Source organism: Pseudonocardia oceanicola (genome assembly GCF_047200735.1).
Taxonomy (GTDB): Bacteria; Actinomycetota; Actinomycetes; order Mycobacteriales; family Pseudonocardiaceae; genus Pseudonocardia.
Genome location: NZ_JBJZON010000003.1, coordinates 125102 through 139739, shown reverse-complemented (window position 1 = coordinate 139739; position 14638 = coordinate 125102). Strand labels below are relative to the sequence as shown.

The following is a 14638-nucleotide window of genomic DNA, read 5'->3' as shown; positions in this document are numbered from 1 at the left end:
GTGTCCCTTTCGGGCGAGTGGGCTACAGTGGGCTGTCCCGGACGGCGGAGAAGTCGGGTTCGCGCTTCTCGACGAAGGACGCACGACCCTCCGCGGCGTCGGGACCGGTGATGTCGAGCGTCGCCGAGAGCCACTCGACCTCGAGGAAGCGCTCCAGCGGCAGGTCGTGGGCGGCGCGGACCATCCCCTTGGTCAGGCGCAGGGCTTCGGCCGGCCCCCGGGCCATGGCCGCGGCCATCGCGACGGCGTCGGCGAGCGCGGCACCCGGCTCCGCCAGCTGCCCGACCAGGCCCGCCGCCGCGGCCTCCGCCGCGGTCATCCGGCCGCCGGTGAGCAGCAGGGCCGAAGCCCGTTGCCGGCCGAGCGCCCGGGTCAGGAACCAGGCGGCACCGCCGTCGGGCACCAGCCCGCGCAGCACGAACGGGGCGCCGAACACCGCATCCCTGGCCGCGACGACGACGTCGCAGGCCAGCGCCAGGCTCCAGCCGATGCCCATCGCCGGGCCCTCGACGGCGGCGAGCACCGGTTTGGGCAGCCTGAGCAGATCCTCCAGCACCCGCTGACCGACGAGCAGCCGCGCCGCAGGTGCCCCGATCCCGGTGCCGCGCGAGGGGGAGGACTTGACGTCCCCACCGGCGCAGAACGACCCGCCCGATCCGGTCAGCACGACCGCCCGGCAGCTGTCGTCGGCAGCCACCCCGGCCACCGCCGGACCGAGCTCCTCCCACGTCTGCCACCCGACCGCGTTCCGCGCGGCCGGCCGGTTCAGGGTGATCACCGCGACACCCGGTTCCGGTCGGTCGACCAGTACGACCCGCTCGCCCATCAGCGCGCCCCTCCCATCGCCCCGACGGGTTCGGCCACGAGCTCGGGGTCCGGGCCCGCCGGGGCCGGGTCGGCGAGCGCACCCAGGTGCGCCGCGAGCGCGATGCGGGCCGCGGCGAGGCCGGCGCCGCCGCGCCCGGACAGGGCGGCGCGGTAGAACAGGTGCACGCCCTGCTCCCACGTGAAGCCCGCGCCGCCATGACACTGCACCGCCGCCTCTCCCGCCGCGAGGTAGGCGCCCGAGCACCACAGCCGGCTGGCGACCACGTCGGCGGGCGCGCCGGGGGCGGCGGTGGCGAGGTCCCACGCCACGCGGTAGGCGAGCGAACGGGCCCCCTCGACCTTCGCCGTCACATCGGCCAACCGGTGCCGGACGGCCTGGAAGGATCCGATCGGGCGGCCGAACTGGACCCGGTCGGTGCAGTAGGCCACGGTGCGGGCGATCACCTCCGTGCTGCCGCCGACGGCCTCGGCGTCGAGGAACAGGCTGTGCCCGGCCGCGCAGGCGTCCTCGTGTTCGAGCAGGTCGGAAGGGGTGTGCACCGAGGCGGCGTCGACCGCGACGGCGTCGAGGGTCACGTCGGCCACCGGCCGGCGCAGGTCCACGCCGGACGGTTCGCCGACCGACACCCCGGCGCGGTCGAGCTCGACGAGTGCCACCGCCGGACGCCCGTCGAACTCGACCGCGACGACGACCGTGTCGGCGCCCGCAGCGCAGGGCACCTGCGACAGCACGCCGCTGACCCGCACCCCGTCCCCGCCGCGCACCGCGGCCAGGCGCCGCGCCCGGCGGCGCGGCACGGCGTCCGGGCCGGGCGCGTCGATCCCCGGCACGAGAGCCGTGACCAGCGACCCGTCGCGCAGCCGTTCGAGGCCGGCGGTCCAACCGGTGGCCAGCGCCAGCGGCATGAGGTAGCCGGCGACGGCGTCGACCGGCCCGGTGACCGGTGCCGCGCCGAACGCCTCGGCCACGTGCAGCGCCGCGACCCGCGCGGCCGGGTCGGCACCGTCCTCGGTCCCGGAGGCGAAGTGCTCCAGCCACTCCGACCCGACCAGTTCCCGCCAGGCGGCGCGCCGCGCGGCATCGCCGGGCTCCGTGCCGGGGTCGGGCATCCGCTCGCGCAGGAACTCCAGCAGCGCCGACCGCAGCGCGGCCGCCTCGTCGTCGATCCGGTAGTCCATACCGCTCCTCGTCCGTTCAGCCGCGGTCGCTCGGCATGCCGAGCGACTTCGCGATCAGGTTGCGCTGGATCTCCGAGGTACCGCCGTAGATCGTCTCCGCCCGGCTGAACAGCAGCGCCCGCAGCCAGTCCGACCAGCCCTGGCCGGCGCCGGTGACCTCCGGGCCGGCCGCCTCGACCAGGGTGGCGAGCTGGGCCTGGTGGCCCTCGCTCCACAACACCTTGGCCACCGGTGCGAGCATCCCCGGCTCGCCGCCGTCGGCGATCGTCGCGAGCACCCGGCGCACGGTGCTGTCCACCGCGCGGCTGCGCACGAACGCCTCGACCAGCACGTCGTCGGCGTGGCCGTCGCGGTGCAGCTGCTGGTTCATCAGCTCCAGCTCGCGGGACAGTTGCAGGGCCCGCTGGGCCAACCCGGTCGACCGCTCCCGGGCGAGCGCGTAGGTGGCCACCCGCCATCCGTCGCCGATCCCGCCCACCACGTCGTCGGCGTCGACCGTGACGTCGTCGAGGAAGACCTCGCAGAACTCGCTGCTCCCGGTGATGTTGCGCAGCGGCCGGACGGTGATGCCCGGCCGGTCCATGTGCAGCACCACCATCGTGACGCCGTTCGCCACCCCGGCGACCCGCACCATCAGGTAGCAGCGCTGGGCGAACATCGCGTAGGAGGTCCACACCTTCTGTCCGGACACCACGAACCGGTCGCCGTCGGGAACCGCCCGGGTGGCCAGCCCGGCCAGGTCGGACCCGGCTCCGGGTTCGGAGAAGCCCTGGCACCAGATGTCGTCGTGGGCCAGCATCGGGCCGAGGTAGCGGTCCTGCTGGGCCTGGGTGCCGAACGCCATCAGGGCCGGCGCGAAGATGCCCATCCCGTTGGTGTTCATCTGCTCGGGGGCACCCGCCGCGACCAGTACGTCGAGGAACGCCAGCTGCGCGTCGACGCCGAGCCCGCGCCCGCCGTGGGCGACCGGCCAGTGCGGCGCCAGCCAGCCACCGCGGTGCAGCATGCGCCCCCACTCGCGGCGCATCCGGACGTACTCGGCGTCGTCACCGGTGCCGACCGGCACGTCGCGCCAGTGCGCGGGCAGGTGCTCCCCGACCCACGACCGCAGCCCGTCGCGGTACGCCGTGGCCTCGGCGGACAGGGCCAGGTCCATCAGGACTTCCGCTGGCTGACGCGAACGCCGGTGACCTCGCCGGCGATCATGTTGCGCAGCACGGCGGTGGTGCCGCCGCCGATCCCGAGACCGAAGGCGTCGCGCACGTAGCGCTCCATCGGGTTGCGGGTCAGGTAGCCCTTGTGGCCGAGCAGCTGCAAGGCCTCGGAGGTGACCATCAGGGCCGCCTCGTTCGCGGCGAGCTTCGCCATCGCGGTCTCCCGGATGCCGGGGAAGCCCTGGACGTCGGTGCGGGCCGCGCGCCACAGCAGCAGTCGTGCGCCGTCGATGGCCGTGGCCATGTCGGCGATCTTCCACTGCAGGCCCTGGAACTCGACGATCGGGCGCCCGAACTGCTCGCGCTCCTTGGTGTAGGCGACCGCGTCGTCCAGCGCGCTGCGGGCCAGGCCGATCGACATCGCCGCGTTGCCGCAGCGTTCCGGGTTGAACTGGCGGATGAGGAACCTGGCCCCGTCCCGGGAGCCCTTCCTCGGCTCGAGCACGATCTGGTCGGCACGCACCGGGACGTCGGTGAAGCGCATGATGCCCTCGGCGATGGCGCGGCCGCCCATCTTCGGCTCGGTCTCGATCGGGGCGAGGCCCTCGACGTCACGGTCGATCAGGACCGCGCCGATGCCGTCGGGGCCGGCGGTGTCCGGCGCCCGGCAGAACACCAGGAAGGCGTCCGAGCGCAGCGCACCGGTGATGTGGCACTTCTCGCCGTTGAGCAGGAACCCGTCGCCGTGCGGGCGCAGCGTGGTCTGCAATGCGGTGCCGTCGGAGCCGGCCTGGGGCTCGGTCATGGCGATCGAGAAGCACACCGAACCGTCCGCGACCCGCGGCAGGTACTCCTTGCGCTGCTGGTCGGTGCCGATCCGGGCGATCACCCGGGGCGGTCCGTTCACCTGCATCTGGATCGTCATCGCGCTGGCCAGGCAGCCCGCGGACAGCTCCTCCAGCACCAGGCACGCCTCGAACGTGCCGAGGCCCTGGCCGCCGTACTCGACCGGGACGGTGAGACCGGCCATGCCGGCCTTGCGCAGGACGTCGAACTGCTCCTCCGGGAACTCCGCGCGCTGGTCCCACTCGGCGGCACGGGGTCGCAGCTCGTTCTGGGCGATGGTGCGGGCGCGGGCGACCAGGTCGGCCTGGGCGTCGGTCAGCTGGTCGAGCGGGATGGTCATGCGGTTCCCTCCGTGGCGGGGTGGTCGGTCGTGGTCGCTGCGGCCGACCGGGAGCGCAGCTCCCGGACGGCCCTCTCGCGCACCTGCGCCTTGTCGATCTTGCCGCCGGCGTTGGTGGGCAGCGTGGGGACGAGGACGAGCTCCTCGGGCAGCTTGACCACGGCCACCTCGCGCTCGCGCAGGAACGCGCAGAGCCCGGCGAGATCCGGTGTCGCGCCCGCGACGGGGACGACGACGGCGCAGGCCCGCTCGCCGAGGCGGTCGTCGGGCACCCCGACCACCGCGACGTCGGCGACGGCGTGGTGCTGGGCCACCAGGTGCTCGATCTCGGCCGGGAAGATGTTGGTGCCCCCGCGCAGGATCATGTCCTTGATCCGCCCGACGATCCGCAGGTTGCCGCGCTCGTCGAACCGCCCGACGTCGCCGGAGTGGTACCAGCGCTCCGCGTCGAACGCGGCCGCGTCGTAGGCCGGCTGCTTCAGGTAGCCGTAGGACTTGCTCTCCCGCCAGCAGACCTCGCCGGCCTCGCCCGCGGCCAGGACGGCACCGTCGGCGCCGACGAGCCGGACGTCGACCCCGGTGCAGATCGCGCCGACGGTGGTGCGGCGGACCTCGTCGTCGTCGTCCACGGACGTCATCACCGGCACCCCGCCGTCGGTGGAGCCGTAGATGCTCTGCACGCGGCAGCCCATCCGCTCCTCCAGCTCCCGCGCGGTGCTGGGCGGCAGCGGGGCGCCCGCGTTGTTGAAGCGCGTGAAGCGGGACAGGTCGGCGTCCTCCAGGTCCAGCGGCAGCAGCATCACCATCTGGGTCGGGATCGCGGTGGCGTACGTGGCGCCCTCGGCGACGATCAGGTCGAGTGCGGCCCGGGGTGACCACCGTTCCAGGATCGCCGCCGTCGCGCCGAGCAGCAGGGGGGTCAGGACCGGGAAGATGTAGCCGGTGGAACCGGTGCCCGCGGGGGCCAGGCCCGCGGCGACGTCGTCGGCAGTCAGCCGCAGCCGGGGCACGACGTTGTGCAGCAGCAGGGCCTTGAGGTCGTTGCCGCCCCACACCGCGGCCTTCGGCGTGCCCGTCGTGCCCGAGGACGACATCACCAGCGTGGGCGCCCCGGCCGGGACGCGCAGGGCCGCCAGCTGTGCGTCGGTGAGCGGGTCGGCCGCGGCGGCCAGCGCCTCGATCGTCTCGCCGCTCCCGCCGCGGGCGGGGAGCACCGCGCGCAGCCCGGGCAGCTCGGCCCGGATCGACGCGGCGAGGCCGGCGAAGTCGAAGTCGTCGCCGTCGATCCCGCCCGTACCGGGCACCACCAGTACCGCGGCACCCACCGCGGCCAGCAGCGGGCGCAGCTCGGCGCCACGCCACGCGGTGCTCAGCGGCATGAACAGCGCACCGATCCGGGCACACGCGAGGTGCAGGGCCGGGAGCAGGGTGCAGCCGGGCAGCTGTGCGGCGACCGGCGTGCCGGCTCCGACCCCCAGCCCGTGCAGCACCGCCGCCAACCGGGCCGAGAGGTCACCGAGCTCGCGGTAGCTCAGCCGCCCGCGCGCGTCGACCACCGCGGGCTTGTCCGGCCGGGTGCGGGCGTGCTCACCCACGATGTCGGCGAGGGTCCGCTCGTCCCACAGGCCGAGCTCGTACATGCGCGTGACGCCCGCGTCGTCGCGAAGCGGGAATGACTGCTGCGCTGCCGCCATCGCCTGCCTCCGTTCATCATAAGAATTATGAGGTAGTGGCCGTGGTGGGGCAACGGCTGGACTCCATGTCGCCGAGGCCGGGCCGGTGGGTCGGATCGGCGACGGCCCGCACCGCGCGGGCCCGTTCGCCGCGGCTGAGGCCGCGCAGGTCGGCGGCACCGTGCTCGGTGACCACCCAGCCGACGTCCGCCGCCGGCGTCGTGACGGGCCCGTCGAGCCGTTCGACGATGCGGGACGCGCCGCGCGTGGTCACCGACGGCAGGGCCACGATCCCGACCCCGCCGACCGACGCCGCGGCACCGCGCAGGAAGTCGACCTGGCCACCGATCGCCCCGAGGTACCGGCCGGCCACCGACTCGGCGCCGACCTGCCCGTCCAGGTCCACCTGCAGGGCCTGGTTCACCGCGGTGAAGCGGGGCAGCGCCGCGGTCACCGCGGCCGGATGGACCTGCTCGACCGGCCGCATCTCGACGCGGGGGTTGCGGTCGAGGTAGCGGTAGAGCCGGTCGGTCCCCAGCGCCGTGCCGGCCACGACGGCCGGTGGCCCGTCGCCGGTGGCCAGTGCCCCGCTCTCGTCCAGGTCGACCAGCCAGTCCCCGACCAGCCCGCTGTGCACGCGCAGCCCGCGGTGGCCGCGCAACGCGCCCGCGACGGCCGTGGCCAGCCCGCCGACGCCCAGCTGCAGCACCGCCCCGTCCGGGACCAGCGCCGCGACGTGCGCGGCGATCCGGGTCTCGATCTCGCCTCCCGGCCGATCGGGGACCGGCGTCGGCCCGCGGTCGGTGGCCACCGTGGCGGCGAACACCGAGCCGTGCACCCGGCCGGGCCCGTGCGTCACCGGCACCCTCGGGTCGACCTCGGCAAGCACCACCCGCGCGCTCCCGACCGCCGCCATCAGGTAGTCCACGCTCACCCCGAGGCCGTGGTACCCGTCCGCGTCGGCCGGTGAGACCTGGCAGAACGCCACGTCCACCGGTTGGCGGCCGGACCGGATGAGACCGGGGAGCGACGACATGTGGCAGCGCAGCACCTGCACCGGCCCGCCGGAGAGCACGCCCAGGGCGCCGTAGGAGCGCAGCGCCACGCCGGGAGCCGCGGCGAGCCGGTCGTCGAAGGTCATCCCCACGAACGCGGTGACCCCGCCCAGCCCCGGAGCCTGCGCCAGCAGCGCACCGATCAACGCCCGCGGCTCGCCGCCGGCCTGCCCCCACGCCACCGTGTCGCCCGGGCGGACGAACTCGCGCAGGTCGATCACGGCGGGACCGGCGTCATCGCTGCGGGCGCAGCTGCTCGGCCCGGTCGCGCAGCGAGTACCGCATGAACTTGCCGGTGCTGGTCATCGGGAAGGACTCGACCAGCTCGACCGCCTCCGGCCACTTGGTCCGGCTCAGTCCCTTCTCCTCGAGGAAGGCCGTGAGATCGGCCAGTGCGACGTCGTCACCGGGGGTCGCGGGGACGACGAAGACCGCGGCCCGCTGACCGAGCCGCTCGTCGGGCATGGCGACGACCGCGGCCTGGCCGACCCGGGGGTGCTCGTAGAGCAGCTCCTCGATCTCCCGGGGGTCGATCTTGTACCCGCCCCGGTTGATCAGGTCGTCGCGGCGGGACACGAAGTAGCCGTAGCCGTCGGTGTCGAAGCGGACGATGTCGGCGGAGCGGAACCACCCGTCGGGGGTGAACATCTTCGCCGTCGTCTCCGGCTGGCCGTAGTAGCCGACCACGAAGTTCGCCCCGCGCGACCAGAGCTCGCCCTGCCCGGGCAGCTCGACGTCCTTCCCGTCGTCGTCGACCAGGCGCATCTCGATCCCGTCGATCACGGAGCCGATGCTCCGGCTGGTCACCGAGATCGGGTCGCCCGGCCGCGTCATGTGCGTGACACCGGCCTCGGTGTAGCCGTAGAAGGCGGCGATCTCGGCACCGAGCTGGGCGTTGAGCGCGTTGAGGGTCTCGGCCGGGCAGGGGGCGCCCGCGTAGCAGATGCCGCGCAGGCTCTGCACGTCACGCGAGCCGAGGTCGGGGAACCGGGCGAGGTCGATGAGCATCGGCGCCGCCCCGAGCAGGTAGGTCGGCTTGTCGCGTTCGAGGAGCTCGACGCAGCGGTTCACGTCCCAGCCGGTCAGCAGCGTGAACGCCGCGCCGCGGCGCAGCGCCGAGAGCACGCCCAGGCCCAGCCCGGTCAGGTGCGCGATCGGCGTGACGATGATCCACTGTGCGTCGCGGGGGAACTGCTGGCCCTGCTCGAAGCTCTGGATCCAGAACAGGTTGTTGGCGTGGGTGTGCAGCTCCGCCTTCGGTCGCCCGGTGGTGCCGGAGGTGAACATGATGAAGAACGGGTCGGCGCCGGTGGGGCGCAGTGCCTCGATGTCGTTCGCCGGCTCCGCCGCGGTCAGGTCCTCGAAGGAGAGCAGCCCGTCGCCGCCGTCGCCGCCGACCACCACGATGTGCTCCAGCACGGCGATCCGCTCGCGCATCGTGCGGGCCAGCGGGACGAAGTCGCGGCCCTTGAACGAGGCCGGGACGACCAGTGCCCGGGCCCCGGTCAGGTTCAGCACGTAGTCGAGGTCGTGCTCGTCGTAGACCACGTGCAGGAAGACCGGGATGATCCGCACCCGGGCGCAGGCCAGCAACGTCAGGCAGAACTCGCTGGAGTTCGGCAGCTGCATCGCGAGCCGGTCGCCGGGCCGCAGGCCCAGATCCAGCAGCGAGCTCGCCAACCGCCGGGTCCGCTGCTCGTACTCGCCGTAGCTGGTGCGCCGGCCGTCCTCGTCGATGATCGCCAGCGAGTCCGGCCGCTCGGCCGCGTGCCGCTCGAGGTCGTGCACGAAACTCTGCTCGGTCCAGGCGCCGTCGTCGACGTAGCGCTGCAGCACCTCGCGGGTGACCCAGGTGTCGTCGCGGGCGGCCAGCTCGTCGAGTCGGTCGCTGAGCTTGTCGGTCATGGTGCTCCCCGGTCGTGGTGCTGGTCAGTCGTTGAGGCCGAGCTGGCCGGCGATGATGTTCTTCTGGATCTGCGACGTGCCGCCGAAGATGGTCATGACGAGGCTGTCCCGGACGTAGGACTGCATGTCGCTCTCCATGCTGTAGCCCATCCCGCCCATGAACTGCATGCCCTGCAGGGCCGCCTCCTTGGCCGTCTCGGTGGCGAACAGCTTCGCCATCGAGGCCTCGGCCGGGGCCGGGTCGCCCTCGTCGAGCAGTTCGGCGACGTGCCGGACCAGCAGCCGCGCGGCGAGCAGCTTGGTGGCCGTCTCGGCGAGCCCGTGCTGCAGCGCCTGGAACCGGCCGATCGGCTGGCCGAACTGGTGGCGGTCCTTCACATAGCGCAGCACGTCGTCGAACGCGCGCTGGCCGACCCCGACCGCCTCCGCACCGATGATCATCCGCTCGCTGTTGAGCCCCTGGACCAGCGCCTGCCACCCCGAGTCGATCCCGCCGACGATGTCGGCGTCGGTGGCCCGGACGTCCGCGTAGCGGGTGATGGTGGTGTCGATGTGCCCGAGCATGTCCAGCTTGGTCACGTCGACCCGGTCCGTCGGCACCAGGAACAGCGAGATGCCGCGGTGCTTGGACGCGTCCGGGTTGGTGCGCGTGACCACCAGGACCCAGCGCGCGTGGTTGGCGTTGCTGGTGTAGATCTTCTCGCCGTTGATCCGCCAGCCGTCGCCGTCGCGGCGGGCGTGGGTGCGCACCGCCGCGGCGTCCGATCCGGTGTCCGGCTCGGTGATCGCGATGGACAGCACGTCACCCCGGGCCACCCCGGGGAGCACGCGCTGCTTCTGCTCCTCGGTACCGAACCTGATCAGCGCCTGGGCGGTGATGACCGTGGTGAGGTACCCGGTGACCGGCAGGCGATGGTAGGACAGGCGTTCGGTGAGCAGCGCGACGTCGGACAGCTCGCCGCCCGAGCCGCCGTACTCCTCGGGGATGGTCAACCCGAGCCAACCGGTGGCGGCCAGCTTCCGGTAGAGCGTGTCGTCGTGCGCGACGGTGCCGCCCGCGGTGATCTCGCGCAGCTTGTGCGGCGGGCACTCCCGCTCGCAGAATGCATCCACCGCCTTGACGAAGTCGGTCTGTTCCGGGGTGAGCCGCTCCCGAAGGGCTGCCATCTGAAAACCTCGCTGTTTTCCTGATAAGGATCACCCGGTACGTTAGCGTCTCCCGGCGACCGCGTCACTAGGCGCGACCCACTGTGCACGACCTCGTTGAGGAGGATCCGGATGAGCACCGTCGAGCAGGCCCACACCTCGGAGCTGGTGTCCCGGGACGGCACCCGGGTGGTGGTCTACCGGTGGGACCCGGTGGGCGCCCCGCGCGGCGTCGTCCAGATCGCGCACGGCCTGGGCGAGCACGCGCGCCGCTACGCGGAGACCGCGGTTGCCCTGAACGAGGCCGGCTTCGTGGTCTACGCCAACGACCACCGCGGCCACGGTGCCACCGCCGGCGACCCGTCCCGGTTCGGGGACTTCGGGGAGGACGGCTGGAACCGCCTGGTCGGGGACGTCGGCGCGCTGCTGGAGAAGGTCCACGAGACCCACCCGGGGCTGCCCGTCGTGCTGCTCGGGCACAGCATGGGTTCGCTGGCCACCCAGCAGTACCTGCTCGACCACAGCGACCGCGTCGACGCGGTCGTGCTGTCCGGGACCACCGCGTTGGACCAGCTGGCCGCGGCCATCGACCTGGACCAGCCGCTGGAGCTCGCCGGGTTCAACGCCGCGCTCGAGCCGACCCGCACCGAGTCCGACTGGCTCAGCCGCGACGAGGCGGTCGTGGACGCCTACGTCGCCGACCCGGCCTGTGGCTTCGGCACCGACATCCCCTCGTCCAAGCTCATGTTCGGGTCCGGCACCCAACTGGCCGACCCGCAGCGGCTGGCCGGGATCCGCACGGACCTGCCGCTCTACGTGGTCGCCGGTGACCAGGACCCGATCAACGCCGGGCTCGCCCTGCTGAACCTGCTCGTCGAGCGCTACCGTGCGGCCGGGCTCACCGAGGTCACGGTCGTCACCTACGAGGGCGGCCGGCACGAGATCCTGAACGAGACCAACCGGGCCGAGGTGGTCGCCGACCTGGTGGCCTGGCTGGACCGGGTGCTCGGCGCCCGCTGAGCCGCGACCGCCCGACCACGACGGAGGCGACGAGATGACCGTGACCGAGACCGGGTTCCAGCACGTCCGGATCGAGGTCGACCGCGGGGTCGGCCTGCTGACCGTGGACCGGCCGCCGGCGAACGCGCTGGACCTCGCGCTCGTCCAGGAGATCTCGCTGGCGGCGACCCGGACGGCGGCCCGCGACGAGGTGGGCGCGCTCGTCATCACCGGGGCCGGGCCGCGGTTCGTCGCGGGGGCCGACATCAAGATGATGAACGCGCTCGGCGCGGACCAGATGCCCCGGTTCATCAGCGGCATCCAACGGGCGATGGACGACATCGAGGCCATCCCGCTGCCGACCATCGCCGCGGTCAACGGGCACGCCATGGGGGGCGGCATGGAGCTGGCACTGGCGTGCGACCTGCGGATGCTCGCCGAAGGGGCCCGGATCGGGCTGCCCGAGGTGAAGCTCGGGCTGCTCCCCGGGGCGGGCGGCACGCAGCGGCTCGCGGAGGTCGTGGGCAAGGGCAGGGCCCTGGACCTGCTCTACACCGGACGCCAGCTCGGTGCCGCGGAGGCCCTGGCGCTGGGGCTGGTCAACAGCGTGCACCCGGTCGACCGGCTGGTGCCCGACGCGGTGGAGTACGCCGCGGGCATCGCGGCCGGGGCCCGCCCGGCGCTGAGCGAGCTCAAGGCGTGCGTGCTGGCGTACCTCGACGGTGGCCGGCGAGCGGGGATGCGCGCCGAGGCGTCCGGGATCGAGCGGCTCTTCGGCACCGCCGAGGCCAGGGAGGGGATCGCGGCGTTCGTGGAGAAGCGGCCGCCGCGCTTCGGCCGGGGGGCGGGCCGGGACTGACGGGTCGGGCTCGGCGGGGCGGGTTCCCGACCACCCGGTCGGATATCGGACCCCGCGTCGATCGTCGATCGCCTGGTAACCTCGGAGCCCGAACGGGGAGCTGGTCGGATGGGCGGGGGGGTCGGAGCGGCACGGCAGCCGCCGCCGGGGCGGGTCGCGCGGCGCCGCGACCGCAAGGTGCAGGACATCCTCTCCGCGGTGGCCGAGGTGCTCGCCGAACGGGGCTACCACGGCCTGAGTCTGGATGAGGTCGCCGATCGGCTGGACCTGACCAAAGCCTCGCTCTACCACTATTTCCCGAGCAAGGAAGCGCTGGTCAGCTCGTGCCTCGACCAGCTGGGCAGCTCGCTCAACGACCAGCTGCGCGGCGTCGTCGAGGCCAACCCGGGCACCGCGACCGAGCAGCTCGGCCTGCTGATCAGGAGCCAGCTCGACCTGATCGTCCGCTCCCGCCCGGAGATGGCCCGGCTGTTCATCCAGCCGCACGACTGGCCGGAGCCCTACCGCCGGCGTACCCGGCGTCTGCGTGAGCAGCACGACGCCATCTTCCGCGCGGTGGTGCGCCGCGGCATCGCCCTCGGTGAGTTCGTCGTCGACGAGGACGTGGCGATGCACAACCTCTACGGCGCGATGAACCACGTGCCGGTGTGGTTCCGCGGCCGCCGCAAGAAGGACCTCGACGCCGTCGCGGTCGCGGTCGCGTCCAACCTCCTGCGCCTGTTCCATCCGTCGGCCGGACCAGGAGCCGGAGCAGGTGCTGATCCCCGGGCATCACGGGCGGACTCCACCACGTGATCGTAAACCGACGTCTCGGGCGAACTTCGAACCGACGGTTGAGAATGTGGTGCGGCGTACCTCGCCCGGGCGCGACCGGACGTCTATGGTCCGGGGTATGGCCGATACCAACCCTCCCGGTTCCGTCCCGACGGCGACGATCAGCCCCAGCTCGTGAACGGCGTCCGCCCGGGTGAACGGGTCGTGTTCGACGGGGCCGCAGGAAAGATCGTCGGTGACCGCTGGGACGGGGTCGGCGAGCACCGTGGCGCCGTGCTGCTGCTGCACGGCGGCGGCCAGACCCGGCACTCCTGGTTCCGCACGGCCGCCGCGTTGGCCGACCACGGCTGGACCTCGATCGCGCTGGACGCCCGTGGGCACGGCGACAGCGACTGGTCGCCCGAGGGTGACTACGGCATCGACGGGCTGGTGGCCGACCTGGCGTCCGTGGTGGCGGCCCTGGACGAGCGCCCGCTGCTGATCGGGGCGTCGATGGGCGGGATGACCTCGCTCGTCGCGCAGGGCGAGCTGGGGGAGCTGGCCCGCGCGCTGGTGCTCGTCGACATCGTGCCGCGGGCGGAACCCGCCGGCGTGGCCCGGATCATGGCGTTCATGAGCGCGAACCCCGACGGGTTCGGTTCGCTGGACGAGGTCGCGGAGGCCGTCCGGGCCTACAACCCGCACCGCAAGCGCGCGCCGACCCCGGAGGGTCTGCGCAAGAACGTGCGGCAGCGGGAGAACGGCCGGTGGTACTGGCACTGGGACCCGGCGTTCCTGCAGATCGACTCCGAGCCGCGCCGCTCCACCACCCACGAACGGGCCGCAGCGGCGGCGCGCCGGATCACCGTGCCGACCCTGCTGGTCCGCGGGGAACAGTCCGACATCGTCAGCGACGAGGGGGTCGCGGAGTTCCTCGAACTCATCCCCGGTTCGCGGCACGTGGACGTGTCCGCCACCGGGCACATGGTCGCGGGCGACGACAACGACGCCTTCACCTCCACGGTGCTGGGGTTCCTGGCCGACAGCGACATCTGACCGGCGGCCCGCGGGCCGCCGGTGGGAGTGGGGCCTGATCCGCGGCCGCAGCTACGCCGAGTGCACCTGGCTGACCCTGCGCGGCGAGCTGCCCACCGCCGCGCAGGCCGCGGTGTTCGAGGCCGTGCTGTGCGGGCTGATGTCGTACCCGGCCGCGCGCGGGCCGAACATCCTCGCCGGGCGCATCGCGGTCTCGGTGCACCCCGACCCCTCCGTCGGGATCCTCGCGGCGCTGTCCTGTGCGGGGCGCCGGACCATCTCGCCGGAGCACACGGGGGAGATGCTGTCCGCCGCGCTGGAACGTCTCGGGGACGACCGGACCGATGCCGGCCTGTCGGCCGTCGCCGCCGCCGTGGCCCAGGAGCGCCGCGACGCGGGGGCGCCGCTTCCGGGGGCCGGGCACCCGGAGTTCACCGACCAGGACCTCAGGGCCGTGGCGGTGCTGGCGGTCGCGCGCCGGCACGGTGTCGAGGGCACCGCGAGCCGGCTGCACGACGCGATCCTCGCCGCGTACAACGCGTTGCGGCCGGGCCGGCGGCCGCTCCCGCTCAACATCGACGGTGCCATGGCCAGGGTGCTCACCGAGCTCGGGTTCGGGCCGCCGCAGATGTACGTGGCCGGCCTGATCTCGTTCCTGCCCGGGATCGGGGCGCACATGCTGGAGGAGATCGAGAGCGGGGACCGGTTCCGGATGCCGGCGCCCGACCGCGAGGACTACGCCGGACCGGCGCGGCGCCCGGTCCCGCCGCGGGCGCGACCCGAACCGGGCTGAGCGCGACGTCGAGGGGCGTGCGGCACGGCACCGTGGCGCACCGGGGCGAGGTGTCGCGATGTCGTACACGTCG

13 protein-coding genes are annotated in these 14638 nt (G+C 73.5%); 5 read left to right on the top strand and 8 right to left on the bottom strand.

Going from position 1 to position 14638, the window contains the following annotated elements:
- Positions 1–22: 22 nt before the first annotated feature.
- From ACL02T_RS07170 to ACL02T_RS07135, 8 genes are read right to left on the bottom strand one after another with little or no spacing between them, the layout of a single operon-like run.
- Positions 23–826, bottom strand: coding sequence for an enoyl-CoA hydratase/isomerase family protein (locus tag ACL02T_RS07170; RefSeq protein WP_412829862.1), 804 nt, complete (start codon positions 824–826; stop codon positions 23–25).
- Complete coding sequence (locus ACL02T_RS07165; RefSeq protein ID WP_412829861.1) at positions 826–2007, bottom strand: acyl-CoA dehydrogenase family protein; 1182 nt, start codon at positions 2005–2007, stop codon at positions 826–828. The genes ACL02T_RS07170 and ACL02T_RS07165 overlap by 1 nt, the downstream gene beginning before the upstream one ends.
- 16 nt (positions 2008–2023) lie before the next feature.
- A complete protein-coding gene (locus ACL02T_RS07160) occupies positions 2024–3163 on the bottom strand; it encodes an acyl-CoA dehydrogenase family protein (protein ID WP_412829860.1) in 1140 nt (379 codons plus the stop codon).
- Entirely contained in the window at positions 3163–4347 is a 1185-nt protein-coding gene (locus tag ACL02T_RS07155; protein WP_412829859.1) for an acyl-CoA dehydrogenase family protein, read from the bottom strand. The genes ACL02T_RS07160 and ACL02T_RS07155 overlap by 1 nt, the downstream gene beginning before the upstream one ends.
- Positions 4344–6041, bottom strand: coding sequence for an AMP-binding protein (locus ACL02T_RS07150; protein ID WP_412829858.1), 1698 nt, complete (start codon positions 6039–6041; stop codon positions 4344–4346). The genes ACL02T_RS07155 and ACL02T_RS07150 overlap by 4 nt, the downstream gene beginning before the upstream one ends.
- A 25-nt stretch (positions 6042–6066) precedes the next feature.
- Complete coding sequence (locus tag ACL02T_RS07145; protein ID WP_412829857.1) at positions 6067–7296, bottom strand: acetyl-CoA hydrolase/transferase family protein; 1230 nt, start codon at positions 7294–7296, stop codon at positions 6067–6069.
- Between the two features lie 13 nt (positions 7297–7309).
- Positions 7310–8980, bottom strand: a complete 1671-nt coding sequence (locus ACL02T_RS07140) for a class I adenylate-forming enzyme family protein (RefSeq protein ID WP_412829856.1) — start codon at positions 8978–8980, stop codon at positions 7310–7312.
- Positions 8981–9004: 24 nt separating this feature from the next.
- A complete protein-coding gene (locus tag ACL02T_RS07135) occupies positions 9005–10147 on the bottom strand; it encodes an acyl-CoA dehydrogenase family protein (protein ID WP_412829855.1) in 1143 nt (380 codons plus the stop codon).
- 111 nt (positions 10148–10258) lie between these two features.
- On the opposite strand from ACL02T_RS07135, the gene ACL02T_RS07130 reads away from it, so the two are divergent.
- The 5 genes from ACL02T_RS07130 (at position 10259) to ACL02T_RS07110 (ending at position 14565) form a co-directional block, all read left to right on the top strand.
- Positions 10259–11146, top strand: a complete 888-nt coding sequence (locus tag ACL02T_RS07130; RefSeq protein WP_412829854.1) for an alpha/beta hydrolase — start codon at positions 10259–10261, stop codon at positions 11144–11146.
- Between the two features lie 34 nt (positions 11147–11180).
- Positions 11181–11984 carry an enoyl-CoA hydratase/isomerase family protein gene (locus ACL02T_RS07125; protein WP_412829853.1) on the top strand — a complete coding sequence of 268 codons (804 nt, stop codon included), beginning with the start codon at positions 11181–11183 and terminating at the stop codon, positions 11982–11984.
- A 108-nt stretch (positions 11985–12092) separates the two neighbouring features.
- Positions 12093–12779, top strand: a complete 687-nt coding sequence (locus ACL02T_RS07120) for a TetR/AcrR family transcriptional regulator (protein ID WP_412829852.1) — start codon at positions 12093–12095, stop codon at positions 12777–12779.
- Positions 12780–12932: 153 nt separating this feature from the next.
- Complete coding sequence (locus ACL02T_RS07115) at positions 12933–13793, top strand: alpha/beta fold hydrolase (RefSeq protein ID WP_412829851.1); 861 nt, start codon at positions 12933–12935, stop codon at positions 13791–13793.
- 112 nt (positions 13794–13905) lie between these two features.
- On the top strand, positions 13906–14565 hold the full coding sequence (locus tag ACL02T_RS07110) for a citrate/2-methylcitrate synthase (RefSeq protein WP_412829850.1): 660 nt from the start codon (positions 13906–13908) through the stop codon (positions 14563–14565).
- The last annotated feature ends 73 nt before the right edge of the window (positions 14566–14638 follow it).